Below are 24,734 nucleotides of genomic sequence, written 5' to 3' on the forward strand. Positions count from 1 at the left end.
GTATAAGGTCAGCATCCGTCCAGAATATTCGGCAAAATCCAATCCCTCTTGGACGGACATTTATGTAAGCAGGACAATAAATGTGCTGTACAGGCGGTGCGCGGTCGAAACGGGTAAGCCGTCGTTCACACTGGCTTGCATATGGACGACCGTTCCCGCGTGGGCGTTCGCCGAACGTACGAGCGAATCGGCGACCACTTCTCGAAGACTCGCGAGTTCGCGTGGCCGGAGGTCGAGTCGTTCGTCGACGACGCCGACGGGGTCGGGACGGCGCTCGACGTAGGGTGTGGCAACGGCCGGCACGCAGAACTACTGGCCGACGTCGCCGACCGGGTCCTCGGCCTCGACGCCAGCCGGACGCTGCTCTGTGAAGCACGGGACCGTATCGGACCTCGCGTCTCCCTGTTGCAGGGCGACGCCACGCGACTCCCGCTCCGTGCCGACAGCGTGGACCTCGCCATCTACGTCGCGACGCTGCATCACCTCCCGACGGCCGCCGACCGCCGTGCCAGTCTCGACGAACTCGCCCGCGTCCTCCGCCCGGACGGCCGAGCGCTCGTCAGCGCGTGGAGCACCGCCCACGACCGCTTCGACGCGCCCGCCGACGCCGAGACGGGGTTCGACACGACAGTCGACTGGACGCTCCCCGGCGGGGAGACGGTGCCACGCTTCTATCACATCTACGCGCCGGCGGAGTTCGAACGCGACGTCGCCGCAAGCGGCCTGACCCGCCGCTCGATGGAGCTATCGAGCGGGAACTGCTACGCCGTGGTCGAACCAGAAAGGAAAGTTCCTTATTGACCTTCCCTCTATCAGTGCATACGTTCGCGCACCAGTGCCGTAGTACGTGCGGCGGTGGTGAACAAATCAGCGGGGTTTGCGAACGACGACGCGACCGAAGTGAGCGGCGGTGGTCTAGTGGTAGGACCTGAGCCTTCCAAGCTCATGGCCCGGGTTCAAATCCCGGCCGCCGCACTTTTCCGACAAACAAACCGTGAGTCAGAAATACGGAATTGAGGGATTTGAACCGGACCAAGACGGTTGTGCTCGCTCACTTCGTTCACTACGCGCACTGCGACTTGGAGGGTTCAAATCCCGGCCGCTGCGTTCTTTCTGACTGCCCTCTGCGTACCGACACCGGACTGTCTCGGCCCCATCCGGCCACCGTCGATGGGATGTCGGCATACTGGTGCAAGTTTTATTACCTCACTGGCCGAATTATTACGCGAAGAAATAGACGCAATTAAACCGACAGTTTCTTTTATCGGTTCGACTTTCCAACAGTAGCGGGTGTCGTTGGTCGGTTCGCACAGCGGTGACGACGGACCACGTGGCCGCTGTCGACCACCGGTAGGACGCCACCCACAGTATCCAGTTATGACTGCATCCGACTCAGCGCCCACGACCGGCCCGATTTACGACGCCGAATCGCTACGCGACCGCGACGACGTCACGTTCCACGAGGAGACGGATACCGTCGACGCAGCCACGGTCGACCAACTCGAGAAGATGGACGACATGGCGCCAGTCGGGGTCCGCAACGGCGACGGCGAGACGCTGGTGATGCAGGTCACCGAGACGTGTGACTGGAAGATTCCGTCGGCGAGCGTCGGCCCGAACGAGGACTTCGCGGCGACCGCTCGAAAGTGGGTCGAGACGAACGCTGGGTACGCCGTCGAACTCACCGCCGTCGAAGGCGTCTGGCACGTCGAAGTGCGGAGCGCCGACAGCGATCGGACGGCAGAGCGTTACTTCGTCGTTTTCGGTGCGTCGACGGTCGGGACACGGAGTTCGGACGGCGACGCGGTCCGTACGGGTTGGGTCACCGACCTACCGGCCGACGCCGTCGCGGTGCCGGGCACCGAACTGTTCTTCGAGTAAGCCGGTCTGCCCGTCGCTCGACGCACCGATCTAGACGTGAGAAACGAGCGAGCGACGGTTACGGTTCGACGCGCTCCCAGGTGTCGGAGGTCAGCGTTGCGTCGGGGTTCTCCGGCAGCGAAACTGTCAGTCTGTCGTCCATCTCGACGCAGACGAGGTCGACCCGGTTCCGTTCGCTGTGGTTGCGAGTAGGGTAGGTAAACGGGCGGTCGCGCCGTGGCAGATCGCCGATACGGGGACACTCGGGTGGCTCTACGGCCCGGTCGGCGAGGCCGTCGATGTGGACCCGAGACTGTGGACGGTCACCGCCGCGGTCGTCGCCCCACGAGAGAAGTCGGTTCCCACCCGGGAGACTGCGGAGGAACCCACGGGCCCGAAGCCGAAACCGCTGGACGAGGCCGGGGTCGTCCTCCACCTCTGGGAGCGCACCGGTGTGGTCACCCTTTGGCTCGTCCATGGGTGTGAGACTCATACACAGAGGTACGGCGGCGGGCTACAAAACGGTTGTGTCAGATACAGGTTTGCGTCTCAGAGCTCGATGCGTTCGACGATCTGGTTGCCGTCCTCGCGGGAGTTCAACGCGACGATGCGGATGTGTTCTTCGAGGCCGGAGTCGTTCAACTTCGCCTTCAGGAGGTTGTCGACCTGATAGACACCCGCTGCGTTGTTCATCTCGATTTCGACCAGCACGGGGTAGTCCTCGCCGCTGCTGAGTGTCACCGTCTCGATAGCCTGACTGGAGACGGTGTTGATGCCGCGGCCGCCCCGTTCGTAGGGGATGCGCGAGCGACCACGCTCCATGTCCAGCGCGTCGGCGACTCTGACGACGCCGGCTTCCAGCGTCAGCGGGATCTCCTCGGTGTGGTGACAGAGAATGGCATGGAGCACTTCGCCTTTCACCCGAACCAGTTCGTTCACGTCGTAGAACTCCGCTAGCAGTCTGTCCAACAGGTCCGCGGCGAGCGGTATCGAGTAGTACGGGTGTTCGTCGCGGTGGACGACGTGTCCGATGTCGTGAAGCGTCGCGGCGAAGGCGATGATGACGGCCTCGTCGGCCTCGTCTAGGTCGTGGTCGTCGGCACCGTTGAACTCGACACCACCCTGTTTGAGCAGGTCGTAGAGACACAGCGCCCGGTTGCGGACGATGTCGATGTGTTTCTTTCCGTGGTCGTTGTACCGCTTTCGCATGACCGGGTTGACGTTTTGGGCGTGGAGGTACGCCTGTACCTCGTCGTCGCTCGCCAACAGTTCGAGGACGGCGTTGACCCGTTCGTCCGGAAACGCGTGGTCCCGGCTGGGGTCGTAGATACGCCCGGCGGCAGCACTCTCTGTCTCGCTCATAGATACGACAAAGCGTGCCAGCGAGAAAAAGGCCGCCCCCGTTCGGTCAGGTCGCCCGCACCGCATCGAGGACGTCGTCGTAGTTCGGTTCGACTCCGGGGTCGTCCGTCGCCCACGCGTAGGTTATCCGTCGCTCGTCGTCGACGACGAACACGGAGCGTTTCGCCAGGTCGTAGACGCCGAGTCCCTCGAAGTCCATCGAGACGTCGTACGCGTCGATTATCGCTCGCTCGTTGTCGCTGACGAGAGCGAAACCGAGGCCGAGTTGGTCGCGGAAGGCGTTCTGTGCGAACGGCGTGTCGATGCTGACGCCGTAGACCGTCGCGCTCGCGTCGACCAGTTCGTCCCGACGCTCGTCGAACACTTCCAGTTCGTCGCCACAGACGCTCGTGAACGCGCCGGGAAAGAACGCGAGGACGACAGGGCCGTCGACGACGGCATCTGACAGCGACAGTTCGCCGATGCCACCGTTGGCGAGCGGTGCGGTGAAATCGGGCGCCTCGTCACCGACTGTAAGCATGGCCGTGGCTTTCGCCTCCTGTCTGAAATCCCTTGTGACCGTTCTGCCGTCCCTGATGCCTCTACTAGCGACTATCAGACATCTATCCGACCAGTTCGACGGTTCATTTTAACACCCCGGGACCCGTCTCCCCGGACATGCCCGACACGATGGAGGTCTATACGGGAATGGAAGTGACTGTCGAACACGTCGAGTCGCTGTCCTCCGGCGGCGCTCGCTTCGACATCACCGCCGAGGACGGCCGGAAGTGGCGTATCGACCTGACTCGCGACGGCGAGACAGACGTCGTGACGACGTGGCGCGACGGCACCCTCGCCGATGTCGCCGTCCCCGAGTGGGTAGACGACGTTACGGCACGCTTAGCCCGGCAGTAGGTCCCTGTTTCGAACTCACCTGCTATCCAGTCGCTGTCCGCGTCGGAGTGAATTCCATGCTCGAAGCGTGAAAAGGCCTATAACGCGGTATCACGCGCCGACGATGAGCAAAAAGACTATAATAGCAACCACGTAAACTTCGGTTACAATGTCAGGGACATTCGTACCACTGTTCCCGGGGATGCCGGGCACGACGGAGATGATGGTCATCCTCCTCATCGCCGTCCTCCTCTTCGGGGCGAACAAGATTCCGAAACTCGCACGCTCGACCGGTGAGGCGATGGGTGAGTTCCAAAAAGGGCGGACAGAGGTCGAACAGGAACTCGAAGAGATGAAACAGGGCGGTACTGACACCAGCGCTGGCGAGACGGCCGACGCCAGCACGGACACCTCGAGTACCGAGGAGACGGCGACCGAGTCGAACAACTAATCCCCGGATTTCTCCTCTTTCGTCCGAACGAAATCGTTTTCCAGCAGTCACACCACCGTCCGGGCAGGGCGTGTGGCCTAGTGGACGAGGGCGAGGGGTTCCTAACCCCTAGAGCGCGGGTTCGAATCCCGCCACGCCCGTTCTGAGAGGAGCGGAGGCGACGAGCGAACCGGCATGGCAGGATTCGAATCACGCAAACGAGAACGGAGTGAGCGGGTGCCTCGGGTTCGAATCCCGCCATTCTGGTTCTGCGACGACTGGACGCGAGGGACGCGGACTCGGAGAGGCGAAGTATGGGACGGTACCGTGGCGTGGTCGTTTACTCGACGACGACAGCGCCCCGCATCCCGAGTGCCTTGTGCGGCAGACAGGCGTAGAGATACTGTCCCGGGTCGTCGAACGTGTGTTCGAACGTCGTGCCGGGTTCGCTCGCCACGTCGCCGGAACTGACGTCGGTGTTCTCGAACACCACGTTGTGAGCGCCGCCGTCCCCGGTCCACTTCCAGCGGACGGTCGACCCGGCGTCGATTCGCACGACGGGCGGGTCGAACGCGAAGGCGCCGCCGTTGCCCTCGGCACCGACGGTGACCGCGGCGGTGTCACTGCCGGTACGGTCGGCGACGGTCCCCTCGAAGTTGCCGGCCTCGGCTACCCACTCGTCGACCGTCTCGTAGCCCGTCGTCGGCACCTCGCGGACGATGACGGCGCCTTTCATCCCTGCTTCGCTGTGGGGTTCACAGACGAAGGGGTACTCGCCCGTCTCCTCGAAGATGAAGTGGTAGCCAGTGCCCGACTGGGCGTTCGTGCGGCCGCTGTCGAACGTCCCGTCGAGGGCGACGACGTTGTGCTGGCCGCCGTGACCGGTCCAGTCCCACCGGACGAAGGTCATCGGCGTCACTTCGATGACCGGTGGGTCGAACGCCCAGCCACGGTCCGTCTCGTGACCGACGGAGATCGTCGGCCGGGACCCCCGTCCGAACGTTCGGGGTTCGCCGTCGTAGCCGTTGGCGTCCGCGAGCCACTCTTCGAGGGAGTCAGGGGACGTCAGTTCGGCTGTCTCGGTCGACGCGGTGGCTGTACCGTCGGACGCGTCTCCGACGGCCTGTGTCGTCTCACCGGTCGAGAGACAACCGGCGGTCGCGGCGAGTCCGGTCAGTGCTGTACTCGCGAGGAACCGTCTGCGGGTGGAGGGCCGTTCCATTGCGTGTCCCGCTACGCGAGGGCGACCCGAAAACCGTGGGCGTGCTTTCCAGAATCTGGAAATCAACGGGCACCCTTTATCTGATGGTCGTTTATCACCGACCGGACGGGCACCGCCGACCCGACCGTCACGTTGAATGCCGCTCCGTGGGAAAGCCACCGCTAGTCGCCGTCACGAAACCGAGCGTGCCACTCCACCCGCCCCACTGTCGCCCACAGGAGGTCCCCCCGTGTCAGGAGACGACCCGCCCGACCAGCAGGCCACGTTCGAGGCGTTGGCCGACCCGGACTGTCGCGACATCCTCGCGACGCTCGACGAACCGCTCCCCGCGAAACGAGTGGCCGACGCCTGTGAACTCCCACTGACGAGTACGTACCGAAAGCTCGAACAGTTGAGCGACGCCGCACTCGTTTCCGAGGAGACGGACATCCGGTCCGACGGCCACCACGAGACGACGTACGTCCGGGACTGTACCGGCGTGTTCGTCGCCCTCGACGGGAGAGACTCGTTCGACGTCGACGTCTTGCGGGACCGCGAGACGCCGGACGAGCGGTTAGCACGCCTCTGGTCCCGCGTCAGTGAGGAACTATGAACGGACAGATACCACTCGTCGTTCTCGGGTTCAAGACAGTCACGCTGCTACTGGGCGGTCTCATCACCTACTTCGCCGCCAAGGCGGCGGTGAAATCCCGGTCGCGGGGGCTGACGTATCTCGCCGTCGGGTTCGGGACGGTCACGTCCGGGTCGTTGCTGGCCGGCGTGGCCGATCAGGTCTTTGGCTTCGATACCCAGACGGCGCTGGTGTTCGAGAACGCGCTGACGATGGTGGGGTTCGCCGTCGTCGCGTACTCGCTGTACGTCGCGGGGCGGTCGTCACTGGGCGGTCGGTGAAAACGGAGAACCGAGTCGGAAACCGTTACTCGACGATAATGGCGCCCTTCATGCCGAGGCTCTTGTGTGGCTGACAGTAGTAGAGATAGACGCCAGCGGACTCGAAGGTGTGCTGGAAGTCGTTGCCGGACTCGGCGACGAGGTCGCTCTCGAACTCGCCTTCCTCGTGGACGACGTTGTGGGAGCCACCCTCGCCGGTCCAGGACCAGTTGACGTCCGTTCCGGCGTCGATGCGGACCGCCGCAGGGGCGAAGGCGTAGGCGCCGCCGTTGCCCTCGGCGCCGACTGTCACTTCGACGTTCCCGGTCCCGGTCTCGTCCGCGACGGTACCGTCGAAGTTCCCGACGTCGGAGAGGTAGTCGCTCACGTCGGACGGGACGTCACCGCCGCTCTCGCCTTCGGTGCCCGTCGGCGTACTGTCGGCCGTCTCGGTGCCACCGCTGTCGCCGCCGGACTCGCCATCCGACCCACCGCTGTCGCCGCCGGACCCGCCACAGCCAGCAAGGAGTCCGGCGCCCGACACGGCCGCGGTGCTCTGGATGAACGTCCGCCGATCGAGGTGGTCTGTCATGCGCCCGAATTTCGAGTTCCAGACACTAAAGGTAGTCGCTTCGACGACAACAGAATAGACAATCATGAGGGTCCGAGAGTCTGAAATTCGGCAGTTTCGGTGGTAGATAAAACTGCCGCGCCGAACGAGTTCGTTACAGAACTTTGACCCTTCTGCGTATCGGTGGTCTCGGGACCAAGTACTCGATACCTACACAGTTTGGACGGGGGTTCATTCCGGTGGCTGTCGTGTGTCCCGATATGCGAGTGAGGTGTCTGTCGTGACGGTCTGGCTCAGAGCCGACCATCTGGTTCGGCGGCGGGGGCCGCTGGCGCGTCGACCGGACGAGCGTGTCCTCCTCGTCGAAGCCGAGTCGTTCGCTCGAAAACTGCCGTATCACCCACACAAATTGACGCTGGTGTTCGCCGCGTTGCGGCACTTCAGAGACGACCTCCGCGCCGAGGGACGGACCGTCGACTACCGACAGGTAGACACGTTCGAGGAAGGACTCACCGCCCACTTCGAGGCCCGTCCGGACGACACGCTGGTGACCACGATGCCGCAGGCGCCCGGCGCACGCGAGCGCATCGAGCGCATCGTCGCCGACGCGGGCGGCGCCGTCGAGTTCGTCCCGGACGAGCGGTTTCTCTGCTCACCCGGCCAGTTCGACGCGTGGGCCAGTGACGGCCGCTACCGTCACGAGGACTTCTACCGGTTCATGCGCCGGTCGACGGGGTACCTGATGGACGACGGCGACCCGGTCGGCGGCGAGTGGAACTACGACGACCAGAACCGCGAGACACCGCCTGACGACTGGACCCCGGCGGACCCACCCGCCTTCGAACGAGACGAGACCACCGAGGCCGTCGCCGAGTGGGTCCGAGAGACGTTCGACGGTAGCTACGACGACCCGCCGTACGGCGGCGACTGGGCCGACCCGGACCCGTTCTGCTGGCCGGTGACCCGACGGCAGGCGGTTCGTGCGCTGGACCACTTCGTCACCCACCGCCTCACCGACTTCGGGCCGTATCAGGACGCGATGCGCGGCGACGAGTGGGCCATGAGCCACAGTCTCCTGTCGACGTCGCTGAACCTCGGCCTGCTCCTTCCAGACGAGGTAGTCGAGCGAGCGATAGCCGCCTACGAGGGCGGCGAGGCTCCACTCAACAGCGTCGAGGGGTTCGTGCGACAGGTCCTCGGTTGGCGGGAGTTTCTCCGGCACGTCTACCGTCGGGAGATGCCCGCGCTGGCCGACGCGAACCAACTCGGCGCGACAGAGGACGTGCCCGAGTTCTACTGGACGGGCGAGACAGACATGGCCTGCCTCTCTGACGTGGTCGATGGCGTCCGGGCGCGGGGGTACTCCCACCACATCGAGCGCCTGATGGTTCTCGCCAATTTCGGGCTCATCTACGGCGTGGAACCGGCGCAACTGAACCGCTGGTTCCACGCTGGCTACGTCGATGCCTTCCACTGGGTGACGACGCCAAACGTCGTCGAGATGGGCCTCTACGGGGCGGGCGTCTTCGCGACGAAACCGTACGCCGCCTCGGCGAACTACCTCGACGAGATGAGCGACTACTGCTCGGGGTGTCCGTACGACGAGACGAAGACCATCGGCGAGGGTGCGTGTCCGTTCAACGCGCTCTACTGGGACTTTCTGGATCGGAACGAGGACGCGCTGCGCTCGAACCACCGGATGGGACTGCTGTACACCCACGTCGACAACACGGACGAGGAGGAGTGGACCGAGATACGAGCGCGGGCCGACGAGATTCGACGGCTGGCCCGCTCGGGCGACCTCTGATTACTCCTCGCGCCGCCGTCGCATCTCGTGGCGCGTGAACTGCGGCGTCGTGAACGCGGGCCGCCGCTGTCGGCGGAACGACCACGCCAGTAGCCCGAGCGTGGCGGCCGATCCGCCGAGCGCGAGCGCGGTGGAGGGGAGCGTCGCATCGACGTAGAAGAACGCCGCCACCGGGATGCCGGCGGCGGCGACCATCCCGAGCAAGAGCCGTCTGGCCATCTGCCGGGCGAGGCCGTCGCTGTCTTTCAGTATCGTCTCCAGCACCAACTCGCCACGGCTCGCCGTGTCAAGCGCCGCCTCCGCCTTCGGGGCCGTCGTCACGAGCGACCGGCCCGCCCGACTCACCGTCGCTTGCACCTCCTCGCGGATGGCTTTGCCAGCGTCGGCCGCACCCTGTTCCATCACGTACTCGGTGATTATCTCGATGAAGTCGAAGTCGGGGTCCAGCGTGCGACAGACGCCTTCGAGTACAGTCGTCACGCGGACGACCAGCGCGAGGTCCTGCGGGAGTCGCATCGGGAACTCGTACAGTTGTTCTTCGAACTGGCCGACGAGCTGTTCGATTCGGTACTCGCTGATGTCCTCGCCGCGGAACTGCTCGATGACGATCTCGAACGCTTCGCGCATCACCTCGCGGTCGGCCATCGGGTCGAGCGCCCCCATCGCCACGAACGCGTCCATCACCCGGTCGACGTCGTCCGTCGCCAGTCCGACGTAGAACTCCATCAACTGGTCGCGCGTCTGTGACCCGAGTCGCCCCGTCATCCCGAAGTCATAGAAGACGAGGGTCCCGTCGGGTTGGACCGCCAGATTGCCGGGGTGCGGGTCGGCGTGGAAGCGCCCGTCCTCGACGATCATCTGGATGTACACCTCTTCGAGGCGCTGGACGAGGTCAGCCCGGTCGATACCCAGCTCGTCGATCCGTGCCACGTCGTCTATTTTCACCCCGTCGACGTACTCCATCGTCACCACGCGGTCCGTCGTGTGGCTCTCTATCACGTCCGGGATGGCGACGCCCTCGTCGTGGGCGAAACTGGCGCCGATCTCCCGGAGCATCCGGGCCTCGTGTGCGTAGTCCATCTCGCGGCGGATGGTCGCCGAGAACTCCGCTGTGAGGTTCTCCAGCGTGAACGCCTGTCCGGGGTCCGCCCCCGAGGTCAAAATCGGCGTCAGCGCGGCCAGCACACGCAGGTCCGACTCGACGCGCTCGCGGATGCCGGGCCGCAACACCTTCACGGCGACTCGCTGGCCGTCGAGTTCTGCCTCGTACACCTGTCCGAGCGACGCGCCGCTGATGGGCGAGGTGTCGAACGCCGCGAACCGGTCGTCGACGGCGCCGTCGAGTTCCCGTTCGAGCAGCGGTTCGATGTCGGCCCACGGGTCCGGCGGCACTTTGTCCTGTAGTTCCGAGAGCACCTCGATGTACTCGGCCGGCAGTGCGTCGGGCCGCGTCGAGAGCATCTGTCCGAGTTTGATGAACGCCGGCCCGAGGTCCACGAACGTCTGTTTCAGTTTTCGCGCCCGCCGAGTCCGGTCGTCGCTGGAGACCGAGCGCGAGCGGCCGAACAACAGGAACCGTTTTCGGTCGCGGGCCCACGCGAGGACGAAGGGGACGAACTGCCAGCCGACGACGAGGGCGCGCCACAGCGCCCGCAGACGGACGCCCAGTCCCGTCGGCCGTTTGTCCGCTCCCGACCGGTCGACGCGCTGTGAATCGCTCACTGGCCTCCACTCGGGTCTCGTGCCAGATTAGTGTACTGGAACCCCCGGTCAGGGCCGGAGGAAGCCCAGCAGTTCGTAGTCGTCGTCAGGGGTGTAGCGCCTGAACGCGAGGCTGTTGGCCAGCACCGACACCGAGGAGGCGGCCATCGCCGCCGCCGCGAGCGCCGGTTGGAGCAGGCCCAGCGAGGCCAGCGGAATCATCACGGTGTTGTACCCCAGTGCCCAGAAGAGGTTCTGCTTGATCTTCTGGAGCGTCGCCTCGGAGATGCGGATGGCCTTCAGCACGTCCGCGGGGTCATCACGGAGCAGGGTCACGTCGGCCGCTTCGATGGCCACGTCGGTGCCAGAGCCGATCGCACACCCGACCGTGGCCGTCGCGAGCGCCGGGGCGTCGTTGACGCCGTCGCCGACCATCATCGCCCGCTTCCCGCCAGACTGGATGTCCTCGACGGCTTCGGCCTTGTCCTCTGGTAACACCTCGGCGCGGACGTTCTCGGGGTCGATGCCGACCTCTTCGGCGACGGCGCGAGCGGTGCGCTCGTTGTCACCCGTAATCATCCAGACGTCGGTCCCGCGTTCGCGGAGGCCGGAAACGGCGTCGGCGGCGCTCTCCTTGACGGTGTCCGCGTCGGCGACGACGCCAGCGAGGCGGAATCCCGAGTCCGTGTCGTCCACAGCGACCAACATAGCCGTCTTCCCCTCGCGTTCGAGGGCGTCCATCTGCTCCTCGGCGGGCGAGGTGTCCACACCGTTGTCTTCGAGCAGTTTCCGGTTGCCGACCAGCACCTCGCCGTGGGGCGTCGTCGCCCGCACGCCGTGACCCGGGACGTTCTCGAAGCTCTCGGCGTCCGGGACGTCGATACCGCGTTCCCGAGCACCTTCGACGATGGCCCGTGCGAGGGGGTGTTCGCTCCCGCTCTCGGCGCTGGCGGCCAGTTCGAGGACGTACTCCTCGGTGAGTTCGGGGGCCTCACGGAGTTCGCCCCCGTCGGCGGCAGTCTGCTCGCCACCGTCCGCGGCCGCTTCGACTACTTCCACGTCGGTCAGTTCCATCTCGCCCTCGGTCAGCGTCCCCGTCTTGTCGAAGACGACGGTGTCGATGTCGCGGACCTGTTCCAGCACGTCGCCGCCCTTGAACAGGACGCCGTTGCGGGCGCCGATGGTGGTCCCGACCATCGTCGCGGCGGGCGTCGCCAGTCCCAGCGCACAGGGGCAGGCGATGAGGACCGCCGACGCGAAGACGACGACGGCGAATTCGGTGACGCCCACGGTGGCGGGACCGCCGGCCGCCAGTCCCCACACCGGCAACCCGCTCACGAAACTCGCCAGCGCGTCGGGCGCAACGGTCCAGACCGCCGCCCACAGCAGCGCGTTGGCGATGACCGCCGGCACGAAGTACGCCGAGATGCGGTCGGCGACGTTCTGAATCTCCGGCTGGCGGGACTGGGCCTGTTTGACGCGCTCGACGATCTGCTGGAGCGCCGTCTCGGACCCGACCTTCGTCGCCTCGACTTCGAGGACGCCGTTCTGGTTCACCGTCGCGCCGATGACCTCGTCGCCCTCGCCCTTCTCGACGGGGACGGACTCGCCGGTAACCATCGACTCGTCGACGGCGGAGTCACCGTCGACGACGACGCCGTCCGTCGGTATCTTCTCGCCCGGGCGGACCTTCAGGCGGTCGCCGACCTCGACCTCGTCCAGCGGAATCTCCTCCTCGGAGCCGTCCTCGCGGACGACGGTGGCCGTGTCCGCCTCCATCTCCAGCAGTTGACGGATGGCCGCGCCGGCCTGACTCTTCGAGCGGGCTTCGAGGTAGTTCCCCAGCGTGATGAACACGAGGATGAACGCCGCCGTGTCGAAGTACAGGCCGGTGCTGGCGATGAGGTCCAGCAGGGCGACGACGGAGTAGCCGTACGCCGTCGAGGAGCCGAGTGCGATGAGGACGTCCATGTTGGCCCGCTTGTTCCGGACGAGCGCCTTGTACGCGTTCTCGTAGAACGGCTTGCCGAGCGCTATCTGGACGGGCGTCGCGAGCGCGAACTGCACCCAGCCCAGCGGAACCCCGAACAACGTCGACTCGAACAGTCCCAGCGAGAGCAGGTGGTCGGCCATGAAGACGAGGAGCGGAAGCGAGAGGGCCGCGCCGAACAGCGTCAGTCGGAGTTGCTTTTTCACCTCGGCGTCGCGGGCGGCGTCGCGGCGGTCCGTCGAGGACTGTTCGCCCCCGCCGCCGCCGCCGTCGCTACCCTCGCCGCTCGTCTCGTCCTCTCGAACCGGCGTGTACCCCGCCGACTCGATGGCGTCGTAGAGGTCCGACAGCGACGCCGCCGACGGGAGATAGGTCACCTGCGCCTCGTCGGTGGCGTAGTTCACGTCGGCGGCGACGACGCCCTCGGTGCGTTCCAGCGCCTCGGCGTTCGTCTCGGCGCAGTTCGCACACGACATGTCGGTGATGGCGACGCTCACCGTCTCCGTGACGACGCCGTAGCCCGCGTCCTCGACGGCCGCCACCACGTCGCCCAGCGACACCACGTCGGGGTCGTAGGTGACGCTCCCCTCGTCGGTGGCGTAGTTCGCGTCGACGGACTCGACGCCGTCTAACTCGGCGACACGCTCCTCGATGGTCGCCGAGCAGTTCGCACAACTCATCCCCGTCAGTTCGAGGCGGACTGTCCGTTCGGTCATCTCGCCTAGTAGTACGGGATACTCGTTGATGCGGTTTGTCCTTGTAAAACAAATCCGAATACACCTACGAAATTTCGATCCAAAGCTGAAAACGGGTTCTTACCTTCACAAATGGTACCCTCGTGTACGAACTTACGCTCCCTCTTTGAGTGACTCGTACTGCTCGACGAACCGCGACTCGCAGGACCCACAGCAGAAGTAGTAGCTGTCGCCGTCGAGGACAGTGCTCTCGCCCTCCTCGTCGACGGTGTTGCCACACTCGGCGCACTCCGGCGCGAACTCGGCGGTGCCCAGCCCCGGCGTCCACTCGCTGTCGGCGACGAGTCGCACCTCGTAGCTGTCGACGTCGTTCAGGTCGACGTGGGCGTCGAGCAGGTCGCTGACTTCGGCCCGCGGAACCGTCGCCGTCACCGTCACTCTGCTATCAGCAGTCCGAAACACGTGCTCGACTGCGTCCGCGCCGGCCAGTCCGTCTCGAACCGCGGCCGCACGGCCCGGTTCGGCGTCGATTTCGACGAGGACGGGGACGCCAGCGCGGAGCAGCGAGCGGTCGAGGTCGAGCGTGAACCCGCGGACGATGCCCATCTCTTGGAGGCGGTCGACCCGGTCCGAGACGGCCGGTGCCGAGAGGCCGACCGACTCGGCGATGTCGCTGAACGGGCGCCGTGCGTCTTCGAGCAGGAGTCTGACGATGTCACGGTCGGTGTCGTCGAGTCCGCGCATACCCGAATTCGTCGGGCCTGCCTAATGAGTGTCCCCGTCGGTCAGAGCGGGAGCACGCCCGATACCGCGCCGACGAGCGTCTCCCAGACCGAGACGCCAAAGAGGACGTTCACGGCGAAGTCCCCGGCGAAGAAGAGGAACAGCGCCGCCCCGGCGAAGTGGGCCTTCCGCACGTCGAACGTGTGGGAGAAGCGGTAGAAGAACAGGGCGTTGGCGATACTGACGGGGATGATGGCGAGCATCTCGCCGGTCCAGATAGCGGTCGGGAAGGCGGCGTACTGGGCGGCCAACGAGATGGTGACGAGTTGGGTCTTATCGCCGAACTCGCCGAAGGCCATCATCGCGAAGATTGGGAGGAACCCGCCCATCTTGTTCGGCACCTTCCAGTCGGCGACCGGAACGCGCACGTCGAGTTCGCCCCCATCGGTCAGGACGCCGTTGGCCGGTTCTCGCTCGGGGGCGTCCGACGCCGGAGCGGTTCTGACCAACAATACGGCGAAGGCGAGGAACAGGACCGCCGTCATGGCGTCTAAGTAGGCGCCGGGGAGCATGGTCGTCACCGTCTGCCCGAGCCAGATTTCGACCGCGGTCCAGCCAGCAAAGGCCGTGCCGGCGGCCGCGACGACCATGTACGGACTGAAGCGGGTCGACAGGCCGGCGATGATGAACTGCACTTTCTCGCCGGGGAGAACCGCAAGTTGGGCCCCGGCGGCGACGAAGACGACGGTCAGCCACGTCGCCTCGCTCACACCTTGCTCACCTCGTCAGCGACGGAGTCGTCGGGAGTCCGGACCTGAATCGCGTCTGCGATGTGGTCCGGGAGCGCGACGCTCTCACCGCTGTCGAGACGGACCGTCACCATCCCGATTGGTGCGACCTCCTCGACGACGAGGTCGGTCCCGGGCGTGATGCCGGCCTCGTCGAGATACGTCAGTTCGTCGGAATCGCGGTCACGGACGCGGGCGACCTCCAGCCGTGCGCCCTCGCCGTGGTCTGCGAGTGCCGACGCCGAGTGGTCGTCAATAGGTTCGAGTTCGTCGTTGGGAATCGGGTCGCCGTGCGGATCGACGGTCGGTTCGTCCAGCGCAGCGGCGACGCGGCGCTCGAACTCCTCGCTGATGTGGTGTTCGAGGATCTCGGCCTCCTCGTGGACCTCCGACCAGTCGTAGCCCAGTTCCTCGGTGAGGAACGTCTCCAACAGGCGATGGTGGCGGATGACCTCCAGTGCGACTGTCTCGCCCTCGGGAGTGAGCGTGACACCCTTGTACTTCTCCCGCTCGACGAGTTCACGGTCTTCGAGTTTTTCTACCATGCTCGTCGCTGTCGGCGGCGTCACGTCCAGCGTCTCGGCGATGGTCGACGTGGCGACCGGCGGCTCGCCCTCTCGTTCGAGCCGATATATCGCCTTGAGGTAGTCTTCCATCTTCGCACTCAGCATGGGGAAGATTAGACGAGTCTAATGCAAAAGCGTGGCGGTGCTAAACTGTTGCGCTCACCGCTCTCACTCGTCGTCGTCGGCCATGTACGTCTCGCGTCGTGACCGAGTCAGCAGCCACAGGAAGAGATAGCCGATGGCGCCGAGGACGAACAGCGTCGCCGGGATGAGGAAGGGGCCGAACGTCTCGATGAGCAGGTCCAGTCCCGGCGTCACGAACATACGCGGCCTTTGGCAGCGCCCCACATAAACCGCAAGGATACTGGGACACGCCAGCTACAAGCCACTGGAGACCCAGAGAGCCAGCCATGTATCGACCGGGCCACTACGGTGCCGCCTTGCTCGTGTACGCGCCGCTCGGCCTCGCACTCCTCCTCGTCGACGCGCCGGGCCTCGCCGTCGCCGGCGGGGCGCTCTCGCTCGCTCTCGCGCCCGTCCCGGACTACGACCAACGCGTGCCGTTCGTCAGCCACCGCGGGGTGACCCACACGTTGCTGTTCGCCGCCGTCGTGGGCCTCGCGCTCGGCGGCGCCGGGTGGCTGGTCGGGTCCGCGAACGGCGTCGGAACGGCGACGCGATTGGCGGCGTTCGGTGTCGTCGTCGGCCTGACCGGTATCGTCTCACACCTGCTCGCGGACGTCGTCACGCCGGCCGGCATCGCGCCGTTCTGGCCACTCTCGGGGAAGAATTACACGCTGGGGCTGACTCGGGCGGACAACACGCTAGCGAACTACCTCCTCCTCGCACTGGGCGTGTTCGCCGTAGCGTTCGTCGTCGCCGTCGCTCGCCCGTCGCTGCTGACGGTTTAGATGAGGTCTTGGTCTTCGAGGGAATCCATCACGTCGTCGACGAAGTCGTCGACGCTCTCGTAGGGGAACTCCCCGTCGAGTTTGGTGTTGAGTTCCATCGCACTCATCGAAAAGTCGCCGGACTCGAACTTCGTGGACGGACCGTTCGGCAGGGCCGGGACGAGGTCCATCGGGCTGGCAATCGGGTAGTCTGCGTCTTCGAACGCCTCGGTGAACTGGTCGCGGAGGTCCGCTTTGTCAACCATGATTCGTCTTGACCATAGCGTGAGCCGTTTCATAAAGGGTTCGACATCGATACACTTCCCCGCTGTTCTGAGTTTATCCGTTGCCGGCGAATATTCTTGCGTGTGGCACCCGCCAACACAGTATGGACGATTCGACGCGGCGGCGCTTCCTCAAAGCGAGCGGTATCGCACTCACGGCGCTCTCCGGGTGTGTAGACGGCGGTGCCGGGAGCGGACAGGCGACGGAGTCGGCGACCAGTGACCCCTCGCTCGACTCGCTCGAACTCGGAGCCGAGCCTGTGGCGACGGGATTCACCTCACCGCTCGACGTGGTCGTACCGCGGGCCGAGGAGTACTGGGTCGCCGACCAGACGGGACAGGTGTACGTCGCCGACGGCACCGACCCAGACCCGCGGGTCGCACTCGACGTCACCGACCGAATGGTGGACGTGAGTGGGTACGACGAACGCGGATTGCTGGGACTGGCCTTCCACCCTTCCTACGACGGGACCGGTCGAGCGTACGTCCGCTACAGCGCTCCGCGGCGCGAGGCGACGCCAGAGAACTACTCTCATACGTTCGTCCTCTCGGAGTTCGACGTGTCGTCCGGCACCATCGACCCCGACAGCGAACGGACGATACTGGAGATTCCGGAACCGCAGAGCAACCACAACGCGGGAGCCGTCACCTTCGGGCCGGACGGCTACCTCTACGTCGCCGTCGGCGACGGCGGGGCCGGGAACGATCAGGGACCGGGGCACGTCGAGGACTGGTACGACGCCGTCGACGGGGGCAACGGACAGGACGTCACCGAGAACCTGTTGGGCAGTATCCTCCGCATCGACGTGGATAGCGAGGGTGAGGACGGTCGACCCTACGCCATTCCGTCCGGGAATCCGCTGGTCGATAAGGACGGCTTACCCGAACAGTTCGCGTGGGGGTTCCGGAACCCGTGGCGGTTCTCCTTCGGGCCGGACGGACGCTTCTTCGTCGCGGACGTCGGCCAGTCGAAGTGGGAGGAGGTCAGCGTCGTCGAACGCGGCGGCAACTACGGGTGGAACGTCCGGGAAGGTGCCAACTGCTTCCGGGTCGACGACTGCCCGACGGAGACGCCCGACGGTGCCCCCCTTCGGGACCCTATCGTCCAGTACCCGCACGAGGGCGGTGACGTCTCCGGCATCTCGGTCATCGGGGGGTACCTCTACGACGGGGCGGACATTCCGGCCCTGCAAGGGCGGTACGTGTTCGCCGACTGGCGGGCCCGAGGCAATCTGTTCGTCGCGACGGACCGCGGCGACGACCGCTGGCCGGTCACGGCAGTCCCGGTCGAGGGCGAGGGACTCGGGTCGAACGTCCTCTCGTTCGGCCGGGCGACGGCCGGCGAACTACTCGTCTGTACCACGGACAAACAAGGCGTCTCCGGCGAGACCGGGGCCGTCCACCGTCTTCGGCCGGCCACAGATTGAGGAAGGGCCGTCTCGTCACACTGGCTTCGGCCCGCCACGTCGGACCGCTATCGGTTCGCCTCGATTCGCCGTCCTCGGCCCCCTCCGAGCAGGAGGTAGAGTATCGCTGGGAGGGCAACCCCGGCCAGCACGAACAGGCCGAGAAGTGCGGTGTTTGCGACCATTGCACTCTATCGTTGGATGGTGTGCTATACAAATATTGTCCTGCTAACCATTCCCGAACGGTCGGTCAGTCGTCGGCGGCCACGGCCGCGTCGCCGTGACTGACCTCGTCGCCGAGCACGGTCATGAACTCGCTCAACCACTCGGGGTGGTCGGGCCACGCCTGCCCGGTGACGAGGTTCCGGTCGCGGGTGACGCCGTCGACCCACGAACACCCGGCGGCCTCACACTCGGCCCGGCAGGCCGGATACGCCGTCATCTCGTAGCCGTCGAGGACCCCGGCGGCGGCGAGTATCTGCGGGCCGTGACAGAGCGCCGCGACCGGTTTGTCGGCCTCGAAGAAGTGCTGGACCGCCTCGATAACCTCGTCGTAGGTCCGGAGGTACTCCGGTGCCCGTCCGCCGGGGACGACGAGAGCGTCGTAGTCGCTCGGGGTTACGTCGGCCATCGTCGCGTTCAGTTCGAAGTTGTGCCCCCGCGACTCCATGTACGTCTGGTCGCCCCGGAAGTCGTGGATGGCCGTCTTGATGGTGTCGCCCGATTCCTTGTCCGGACAGACGGCGTCGACGCTGTGGCCCACGGTCTGGAGTGTCTGATACGGCACCATTATCTCGTAGTCTTCGCCGAAGTCACCGACTATCATCAGGATGTCTTTGCTCATCGGTAGCACCGGCCGACGGTACGACCGCGTGCGTCATAAAGTCGTAGGTGAGGTTACACGAAGGCTCAGCGGATAGCATCGAGGACGCCGTCGACGTCCGCCAGCGAGTCGACGACGTGGTCCGGCGTCACTTCGCTCCGTTCGACGTCGGCGTCGTCGCTGACGCCCGACCTGACGAGGACGGTCTGCATCCCCGCGCGTTCGCCCATGGCGACGTCCGTATCGAGTCTGTCGCCGACGACCAGACACTCCTCGGCCGAACAGCCGACCCGTTCGAGGGCCGCCTCGACGGCCACGTCGGAGGGCTTTCCGAGGACGAGGTCTGGGTCCCGTTCGACGACGCCGCTGATTGCTCGAATTATCGCGCCCGACCCCGGCGTCGGGTTGCCGTCCTCGTCGGGGAACGTCCGGTCCGGGTCGGTGCCGAGAAACACCGTCTCGTCGTCGAGCGCTCGGAGGGCATCGACCATGTCGCGGTAGTGGAACTCGTCGGTCCACGACGCGAGCAGTGCGTCGGCGGCGCGTGGGTCCGAGACGAGTTTCGCACGCGTCGTTCGGACCCGGTCACGGAGCGAGGGCGCTCCGACGACGAAGACGCCGTCGCCCGCGTGGTTCGCGTCGAGGTACTCCCGGGTGACCACGGCCGACGAGCAGGCCTCGCCGGGCCGGACGTCGACACCCATCGTGGCCAGTCGCTCGACGTACTCCGTGCCGTCGTACAGCGGATTGTTCGAGAAAAAGCACAGCGACAATCCGCGCTCGCGAACCCGGTCGATGGCGGCGGCAGCGCCGGGCAACAGGCGGTCGCCGTGATAGACGGTCCCATCCAAATCTACGATAACGCCCCGAACTGTCATCGACCCGACTAGGGAGTCAGGCATGAAAAACCCGTCTCAGGCAGTCGTCTCGACGCCGCGGACGGCGAACCGGGCGCCGCCGTCGGCGCTCTCGGTCAGGCCGACGCTCCACCCGTGGGCCTGTGCCACCTGCGAGACGATGGCCAGACCGATACCGGTGCCCTCGTTGGTCGAGGAGTGACCCATCTCGAAGACGTCGGCGTCGCCGTCGACGCCCACCCCGTCGTCGGCCACGTAGAACCCGTCGTCGCCGACGCCGACTTCGACGGTCACGGGCGCTTCGTTGTGTTCGACGGCGTTGCGAAACAGGTTCGCAAAGAGGTCCTGTACCCGAGTGGCGTCGGCGACTATCTCGACGTCGTCCTCGACCACGAGGGCAGACTCGCCCGTCTCGACCCACGCCCACGCGTCGGTGGCGAGCGTCTCGATGCTGACGGCTTCGGGGTCGTCCACGGTACGCCCCTCCCGGGCGAGGGTCAACACGTCCTCGATTATCTCGCTCATGCGGTCCAGCGAGCGCTCGGCTTTCGCTACGAGGTCGGCGGATTCGTCGGAGACGTCGAGCAGTTCGATGGCGCTCTGTGCGACGTTGAGCGGGTTCCGCAGGTCGTGGCTGACGACGCTCGCGAACTCCTCTAGCCGCTCGTTCTGTCGCTTTAGTTCCCGTTCGCGCTCGACGCGGTCGGTGACGTCGCGGGAGACCAGTTGGACGGTGTGCCCGTCGAGGTGGCTCTCGACGGGGACGAACTGCGTCTGGTAATGGCGACCGTCGATAGCGTCCTCTTGCTTCTCGGTCGCACCGCTATCGAGCGCACTGCGGACCGACGCGATGCGCCGCCGGGCCGCCTCGGTGTCCATCACGTCGGTGAGGCGTTCGCCGACGAGTTCGTCCGCCGGCGCGCCCAGTCGGTCGGCCATCACCGGGTTCACCGATAGCAACACACCGTCGCCGGTCACCTGTGCGATGCCGTCCGGCGAGTTCTCGACGAGGGACTCGAACTTCTTGCGCGTCCGCTCCTGCTCGACGACGCTCTCGATGCGGTTGGCCAGTCGACCGTACTGCTTGTCCTCGACGACTTCCAGTTTGAGGAGGTAGTCGGCGACGCCCGCCGCGATAGCCTCGCTCGCCGTCTCCTCGTCGCCCCGTCCGGTGAGGAGGATGAACGGCAGCGTCGGGTTCGACTCTCGAACCGTCGCCAACAGCTCTAACCCGTCCATATCCGGCATCTCGTAGTCGCTGACGATACAGTCGAAGTGGTTGTCTGCCATCGCATCTAGCGCCGCATCCCCCCCGTTGACGGCGACGGCCTCGATGTCGTGTTCTTCGGTCAGTGTCTCGGCCGTCATCCGGGCGAAGAACTCGCTGTCGTCGACGACGAGTGCCCTGATATCTCCCCTTGCCATCGTGGCTCTATCCGTACGTCTCTATCGAGAGGGTCTGGCACTTATAATTAGAGGGAACGTCGGTAACCCGCTCACGCGGTGCGGAGTCGGCGTTCCCACCGCGGCCCGGCGCGGTGGCCCACGGGGAACCAGAGCGCCGCGACGGCGAGATAGCCGACGCCGGTCCACCTGCTGGCCCTGTCGAGGGCTGTCACGGTATACAACTGTCCACGCGCGGCAAGTTCTAAAGCCACGTGGTCAGTCCAGCCACAGGGGCCGCGGCGGCGAGAGGCCGAGTTCGGTGCCGGGGCTGTAGTGGACGAGCGGTGACCCGTCGTGGTCCGGCAGACCGAGTGTCGGTAGGAGTGTCTCCGAAACGTCGGCGTCGACGGTGCCCAGCGGCCACGGGTCGTGGCCGACGTTGCCGACGAGGTGGGTCCCGAACCCGCCAGTCGTGAAGTAGCGGTGCCGTTCGACGAGGAAGGCGGTGAGCGAGTCCGGGGGTGCGGTGGTCGTCTCGCCGTCGCCCGGCGTGTAGCGAACGTCGAGGACGCGGCGCCCGTCCACGTCGAGCGTCCGCCGCGTTCGGTACTCGCCGTCGTCCGTTCGTCGGCCGAGTCGACCCTCGCGGTAGGGCAGGCGGAGTGCTGGCTCCGTGACTGCCGCGGTCAGCGCGTCGTCGGCGTACACGGCGAGAAAGCGCACCCCGCGCTGGCCGTCCGGGCCGCGCACGTAGGTCCGCACGGTGACGGCCGCCACGGGACCGGTCAGGTCGACGCCGAACGACGAGACGCCGCTAACCGTGTGTGCGACGGCCGTCACCCACGCGTCGCCGTCGGCCGTCTCGACGGTGAGCCAGTCGGGTACCGACCGCGAGAGGGCGTCGGCGTCGACCGGCCAGTGACAGAAACAGACGTCGGCGAGCACCACCGTGAGCGGGCGAACCGAGAACACATGTCACAGTGGGGCCGGTGGGACAATCAGTGTAGCGCTGGCGCTACCGGCGGTGGAGTCGTCCCGCGGTCACCGGGATGCCGGGGCTGTAGTAGACGACGGGGTCGCCAGCGGGCGTCTCGAACCCGTTGGCCGCGAACAGGTCGTTGCGTCGGAGTTCGGCGGTGCCGTCCTGCAAGGGCCACGGATCGTGGTCGATGTCGGCGTAGTAGATGCGTCCGTCGCCGTCAGCGACGTAGAACCGATAGCGGGAGACGAGAAACGCCTCCAGACTCCCGGTTCCGGTGGGTGGGCTCTGCCCCACCGCGGGCCGTAGGTGGCGTCGAAGTTCGCCGACGGCGCTCTGGCGTCGGTCCGTCGACTCCGGAACCGCACCTCGCCGTCGGCCCGGCGGGCTATCTCCATCGACGCGCGGTAGTACGGCAACTCGAAGAACCGCCGGGCGATGCCGACGCTCAGTCTGTCGTCGGCGTCCAGATTGTAGAAGTACACCCCCGGCGTCTCGCCGTCGGTGACGTACGTCCGGAGGTTCAACTCCCCGAACGAGCGGCCGATGGGACTGCCCCGCGGCCGGATATCGGCCATCTCGAACGGGACGACGCCCAGCCACGCCCGTCCATCGTAGGTGTCGACGGTCAATCCATCGGGGAGCGTCGCCGCCACCGTCCCCGGGTCGACCGACCAGTGGACGAACCCCACGTCCCGCCAGTCCATCCTGAGGAGGTCCATACTCGGCATAGGGGCTGGACGGCTTTCGGGCTGGCGTGAGACGCTATCGCATGCCCCCGTAGTTCTTTGAGGGTGACGGTCCCACCCTCTCGCATGGAATTCGAGGTCATCCAGGGCGACATCGCCGCCCAGTCCGCGGACGCACTGGTCAACGCTGCGAACACGAGTCTCCGGATGGGGTCTGGCGTCGCCGGCGCGCTCAAACGCGCCGCTGGGTCCGGCATCGACGACGAAGCCGTCGCGAAGGGACCCGTGGAACTCGGCGGCGTCGCCACGACTGACGCCTACGACTTAGACGCCGAGTACGTCATTCACGCCGCAGCGATGCCGCCCGGCGGGGAGTCGACGGGCGAGAGCATCCGCGATGCCACCCGGAACGCGCTGGCGGAGGCCGACGCGCTGAACTGCGAGTCCGTGGTCCTGCCGGCCATCGGGTGTGGCATCGCCGGCTACGACTTCGAGGACGGCGTCCGCATCATCTGCGAGGAGATAGCGGCGTTCGACCCCGAGTCGCTGACCGACGTGTTCCTCATCGCCTACGACGACGAGGGGTTCGAGACGATGCAGCGGGTCGCCGACGAGGTGCAGGCGTGAGCGACGCCGCCGACGGGCCGGTCATCTGCCCCATCTGTGGCGCGGACTTCGAGTCGATGTCGCTCCACGAGGAGGGACTGATGGTAAAACTCCGTGACGACGAGCGGTTCCGGCGGGCCTGCTTCCAGCCGGTCAGCGACGACGAGGGGACGCCGCTCATCCGCTTTTTCCACCATACCCACGAGCAGTCCGACAGCGGCGAGTCCGGGACTGTCGGCGGGCGGGTGCCGTGAGCGGTCGCGGGTATCGCCCACTCATGTTCGAGGGCTCTCCCGCTGGTCGCCGTTGCGCTTTGCGGGGCGCTCACTCCGTTCGTGCCCTTCGCTACTCGTGGCCCGACACCCGGACCGGCTCGTACGGTGCTTCCAGATACTCGACGTCGCTCGTCGAGAGGTCGATGTCCAGCGCTTCGACGGCCTGTTCGAGGTGTTCGACGCTCGACGTCCCGATAATCGGCGCGTCGACCCACTCCTTGTCCAGCAGCCACGCCAGCGCAATCTGGGCCATCGTGGCGTCGTACTCCTCGGCCAGTTCCTGTACGCGTTCGTTGACCGTGCGGCCGCCGCCCTCGTAGTAGGGGTGTTCGCGGGCGTAGTCGTCGGTCTGGCCCCGGACCGTCGCCGCCACCTCCTCGTGGGGGCGGGTGAGGTAGCCACGGGCCAGCGGACTCCACGGGAGGACGCCGATACCTTCCTTCTGGCACAGCGGCAGCATCTCCCGCTCTTCCTCCCGGTAGAGGAGATTGTAGTGGTTCTGCATCGTCTCGAACCGTTCGAGGTCCTCGCGCTCGCTCGTCCGCAGCGAGTCGGCGAACTGGTGAGCCCACATCGAGGACGCGCCGGCGTACCGGATGTCGCCGCGGCGGACCGCATCGTCGAGGGTCCACAGCGTCTCCTCGATGGGCGTGTCGTAGTCCCAGCGGTGAATCTGGTAGAGGTCGACGGTGTCCATCCCCAGTCTGTCGAGCGAGTTCGACAGTTCCTGTTCCAGCGCCTTCCGCGAGAGGCCGCCGGAGTTCGGGTTCTGGTCGTCCATCTGGAAGTATCCCTTCGTCGCGACGACCTGCCCGTCGCGTTCGTAGTCTGCGAGGACGTTCCCGAGGACGCGTTCGGACTCGCCCTTCGAGTACATGTTCGCGGTGTCGAAGAAGGTGATGCCGAGGTCGATGGCCCGCTCGATAATCTCGCGGCTCTCCTCTTCGTCTAGAACCCAGTCGCGCCACTCCGGCGTCCCGAAACTCATACACCCGAGACAGAGGCGGCTGACTTCCATCCCGGTCGAACCGAGGGTGGTGTACTCCATACCGGAGCGCCGGCCGCCGCGGACAAAAAGTTG

General features: G+C 66.0%; 29 protein-coding genes, 2 tRNA genes and 1 pseudogene. 13 read left to right on the plus strand and 19 right to left on the minus strand.

The features are described 5' to 3' along the window. Window positions 1–141 precede the first annotated feature (141 nt). From G9465_RS10120 to G9465_RS10130, 3 genes are all read left to right on the plus strand, one after another. Window positions 142–801 (plus strand): class I SAM-dependent methyltransferase, encoded by a 660-nt coding sequence (locus G9465_RS10120; protein ID WP_166969570.1) that lies wholly within the window; start codon window positions 142–144, stop codon window positions 799–801. Between the two features lie 103 nt (window positions 802–904). After that, window positions 905–975, plus strand: a tRNA-Gly gene (locus tag G9465_RS10125). Window positions 976–1,377: 402 nt separating this feature from the next. Further along, window positions 1,378–1,881: a hypothetical protein gene (locus G9465_RS10130; protein WP_166969572.1), complete on the plus strand. Its 504-nt coding sequence runs from the start codon at window positions 1,378–1,380 to the stop codon at window positions 1,879–1,881. A 58-nt stretch (window positions 1,882–1,939) separates the two neighbouring features. On the opposite strand, the gene G9465_RS10135 is transcribed toward G9465_RS10130, so the two are convergent. The 3 genes from G9465_RS10135 to G9465_RS10145 are packed head-to-tail and all read right to left on the minus strand — an operon-like array spanning window position 1,940 to window position 3,742. After that, window positions 1,940–2,353, minus strand: coding sequence for a hypothetical protein (locus G9465_RS10135; RefSeq protein WP_227015520.1), 414 nt, complete (start codon window positions 2,351–2,353; stop codon window positions 1,940–1,942). Window positions 2,354–2,409: 56 nt separating this feature from the next. After that, complete coding sequence (locus G9465_RS10140) at window positions 2,410–3,222, minus strand: HD domain-containing protein (protein WP_166969574.1); 813 nt, start codon at window positions 3,220–3,222, stop codon at window positions 2,410–2,412. Window positions 3,223–3,268: 46 nt separating this feature from the next. Then, a complete protein-coding gene (locus G9465_RS10145; RefSeq protein WP_166969576.1) occupies window positions 3,269–3,742 on the minus strand; it encodes a redoxin domain-containing protein in 474 nt (157 codons plus the stop codon). 137 nt (window positions 3,743–3,879) lie between these two features. Here G9465_RS10145 and G9465_RS10150 point away from each other — a divergent pair, with 137 nt between their 5' ends. From G9465_RS10150 to G9465_RS10160, 3 genes are all read left to right on the plus strand, one after another. Next, window positions 3,880–4,116, plus strand: a complete 237-nt coding sequence (locus tag G9465_RS10150; protein ID WP_166969578.1) for a hypothetical protein — start codon at window positions 3,880–3,882, stop codon at window positions 4,114–4,116. Window positions 4,117–4,297: 181 nt separating this feature from the next. Then, on the plus strand, window positions 4,298–4,546 hold the full coding sequence (locus G9465_RS10155; RefSeq protein WP_166973000.1) for a twin-arginine translocase TatA/TatE family subunit: 249 nt from the start codon (window positions 4,298–4,300) through the stop codon (window positions 4,544–4,546). A gap of 66 nt (window positions 4,547–4,612) precedes the next feature. After that, window positions 4,613–4,686, plus strand: a tRNA-Arg gene (locus G9465_RS10160). Window positions 4,687–4,865: 179 nt separating this feature from the next. Here G9465_RS10160 and G9465_RS10165 read toward each other — a convergent pair. Then, window positions 4,866–5,747, minus strand: a complete 882-nt coding sequence (locus G9465_RS10165; protein WP_166969580.1) for a halocyanin domain-containing protein — start codon at window positions 5,745–5,747, stop codon at window positions 4,866–4,868. Window positions 5,748–5,976: 229 nt separating this feature from the next. Here G9465_RS10165 and G9465_RS10170 point away from each other — a divergent pair, with 229 nt between their 5' ends. Together G9465_RS10170 and G9465_RS10175 are read left to right on the plus strand one after the other, a co-directional pair. Next, window positions 5,977–6,339 (plus strand): helix-turn-helix domain-containing protein, encoded by a 363-nt coding sequence (locus G9465_RS10170; protein WP_227015522.1) that lies wholly within the window; start codon window positions 5,977–5,979, stop codon window positions 6,337–6,339. Further along, window positions 6,336–6,638, plus strand: coding sequence for a hypothetical protein (locus G9465_RS10175; protein ID WP_166969584.1), 303 nt, complete (start codon window positions 6,336–6,338; stop codon window positions 6,636–6,638). The genes G9465_RS10170 and G9465_RS10175 overlap by 4 nt, the downstream gene beginning before the upstream one ends. Window positions 6,639–6,663: 25 nt before the next feature. Here G9465_RS10175 and G9465_RS10180 read toward each other — a convergent pair whose 3' ends face one another. Then, window positions 6,664–7,209 carry a halocyanin domain-containing protein gene (locus tag G9465_RS10180; protein WP_166969586.1) on the minus strand — a complete coding sequence of 182 codons (546 nt, stop codon included), beginning with the start codon at window positions 7,207–7,209 and terminating at the stop codon, window positions 6,664–6,666. A 259-nt stretch (window positions 7,210–7,468) separates the two neighbouring features. Between G9465_RS10180 and G9465_RS10185 the strand changes: the two genes are divergently transcribed. After that, the gene (locus tag G9465_RS10185) at window positions 7,469–8,995 is read left to right on the plus strand and encodes a cryptochrome/photolyase family protein (RefSeq protein ID WP_166973002.1); all 1,527 of its coding nucleotides are present in this window, start codon (window positions 7,469–7,471) and stop codon (window positions 8,993–8,995) included. Here the strand turns inward: G9465_RS10185 and G9465_RS10190 are convergent, their stop codons facing one another. From G9465_RS10190 to G9465_RS10215, 6 genes are all read right to left on the minus strand, one after another. Further along, entirely contained in the window at window positions 8,996–10,717 is a 1,722-nt protein-coding gene (locus G9465_RS10190; protein WP_166969588.1) for an AarF/ABC1/UbiB kinase family protein, read from the minus strand. A gap of 48 nt (window positions 10,718–10,765) precedes the next feature. Then, a complete protein-coding gene (locus G9465_RS10195; RefSeq protein WP_166969590.1) occupies window positions 10,766–13,402 on the minus strand; it encodes a heavy metal translocating P-type ATPase in 2,637 nt (878 codons plus the stop codon). A gap of 132 nt (window positions 13,403–13,534) precedes the next feature. After that, a complete protein-coding gene (locus G9465_RS10200; protein ID WP_166969592.1) occupies window positions 13,535–14,125 on the minus strand; it encodes an AsnC family transcriptional regulator in 591 nt (196 codons plus the stop codon). Between the two features lie 41 nt (window positions 14,126–14,166). Next, complete coding sequence (locus G9465_RS10205) at window positions 14,167–14,874, minus strand: TMEM165/GDT1 family protein (RefSeq protein ID WP_166969594.1); 708 nt, start codon at window positions 14,872–14,874, stop codon at window positions 14,167–14,169. Further along, a complete protein-coding gene (locus G9465_RS10210) occupies window positions 14,871–15,563 on the minus strand; it encodes a metal-dependent transcriptional regulator (RefSeq protein WP_166969596.1) in 693 nt (230 codons plus the stop codon). The genes G9465_RS10205 and G9465_RS10210 overlap by 4 nt, the downstream gene beginning before the upstream one ends. Before the next feature lie 63 nt (window positions 15,564–15,626). Further along, complete coding sequence (locus G9465_RS10215; RefSeq protein WP_166969598.1) at window positions 15,627–15,782, minus strand: hypothetical protein; 156 nt, start codon at window positions 15,780–15,782, stop codon at window positions 15,627–15,629. 86 nt (window positions 15,783–15,868) lie between these two features. Between G9465_RS10215 and G9465_RS10220 the strand changes: the two genes are divergently transcribed. Then, the gene (locus G9465_RS10220; protein ID WP_166969600.1) at window positions 15,869–16,369 is read left to right on the plus strand and encodes a metal-dependent hydrolase; all 501 of its coding nucleotides are present in this window, start codon (window positions 15,869–15,871) and stop codon (window positions 16,367–16,369) included. Here the strand turns inward: G9465_RS10220 and G9465_RS10225 are convergent. Further along, on the minus strand, window positions 16,366–16,614 hold the full coding sequence (locus G9465_RS10225; protein WP_166969602.1) for an MTH865 family protein: 249 nt from the start codon (window positions 16,612–16,614) through the stop codon (window positions 16,366–16,368). The two genes, G9465_RS10220 and G9465_RS10225, sit on opposite strands and share 4 nt — an antisense overlap. Window positions 16,615–16,736: 122 nt before the next feature. Here G9465_RS10225 and G9465_RS10230 point away from each other — a divergent pair, with 122 nt between their 5' ends. Then, a complete protein-coding gene (locus G9465_RS10230; RefSeq protein ID WP_166969604.1) occupies window positions 16,737–18,059 on the plus strand; it encodes a sorbosone dehydrogenase family protein in 1,323 nt (440 codons plus the stop codon). Between the two features lie 229 nt (window positions 18,060–18,288). Here the strand turns inward: G9465_RS10230 and G9465_RS10235 are convergent, their stop codons facing one another. The 6 genes and pseudogenes from G9465_RS10235 to G9465_RS26270 form a co-directional block, all read right to left on the minus strand. Then, window positions 18,289–18,882: a DJ-1/PfpI family protein gene (locus G9465_RS10235; RefSeq protein ID WP_166969606.1), complete on the minus strand. Its 594-nt coding sequence runs from the start codon at window positions 18,880–18,882 to the stop codon at window positions 18,289–18,291. Between the two features lie 65 nt (window positions 18,883–18,947). Next, window positions 18,948–19,739 carry an HAD-IIA family hydrolase gene (locus G9465_RS10240; RefSeq protein ID WP_166973004.1) on the minus strand — a complete coding sequence of 264 codons (792 nt, stop codon included), beginning with the start codon at window positions 19,737–19,739 and terminating at the stop codon, window positions 18,948–18,950. 36 nt (window positions 19,740–19,775) lie between these two features. Continuing rightward, window positions 19,776–21,143, minus strand: a complete 1,368-nt coding sequence (locus G9465_RS10245) for a response regulator (RefSeq protein ID WP_166969608.1) — start codon at window positions 21,141–21,143, stop codon at window positions 19,776–19,778. Window positions 21,144–21,214: 71 nt separating this feature from the next. Then, window positions 21,215–21,346 (minus strand): hypothetical protein, encoded by a 132-nt coding sequence (locus G9465_RS26065; protein ID WP_255491930.1) that lies wholly within the window; start codon window positions 21,344–21,346, stop codon window positions 21,215–21,217. A gap of 34 nt (window positions 21,347–21,380) precedes the next feature. After that, window positions 21,381–22,076, minus strand: coding sequence for a DUF2071 domain-containing protein (locus G9465_RS10250; RefSeq protein ID WP_166969610.1), 696 nt, complete (start codon window positions 22,074–22,076; stop codon window positions 21,381–21,383). 43 nt (window positions 22,077–22,119) lie between these two features. Next, window positions 22,120–22,805 (minus strand): annotated as a pseudogene (locus G9465_RS26270) (YqjF family protein). Window positions 22,806–22,898: 93 nt separating this feature from the next. Here G9465_RS26270 and G9465_RS10260 point away from each other — a divergent pair. Further along, complete coding sequence (locus G9465_RS10260) at window positions 22,899–23,399, plus strand: macro domain-containing protein (protein ID WP_166969612.1); 501 nt, start codon at window positions 22,899–22,901, stop codon at window positions 23,397–23,399. Continuing rightward, on the plus strand, window positions 23,396–23,632 hold the full coding sequence (locus G9465_RS10265; protein ID WP_166966294.1) for a hypothetical protein: 237 nt from the start codon (window positions 23,396–23,398) through the stop codon (window positions 23,630–23,632). Before G9465_RS10260 ends, G9465_RS10265 begins: the two co-directional genes overlap by 4 nt. Before the next feature lie 91 nt (window positions 23,633–23,723). On the opposite strand, the gene G9465_RS10270 is transcribed toward G9465_RS10265, so the two are convergent. After that, the gene (locus G9465_RS10270; RefSeq protein WP_166969614.1) at window positions 23,724–24,701 is read right to left on the minus strand and encodes an aldo/keto reductase; all 978 of its coding nucleotides are present in this window, start codon (window positions 24,699–24,701) and stop codon (window positions 23,724–23,726) included. Window positions 24,702–24,734 lie beyond the last annotated feature (33 nt).

The sequence above is a fragment of the Haloarcula sp. JP-L23 genome (assembly GCF_011602445.1).
Classification (GTDB): domain Archaea; phylum Halobacteriota; class Halobacteria; order Halobacteriales; family Haloarculaceae; genus Haloarcula; species Haloarcula pellucida.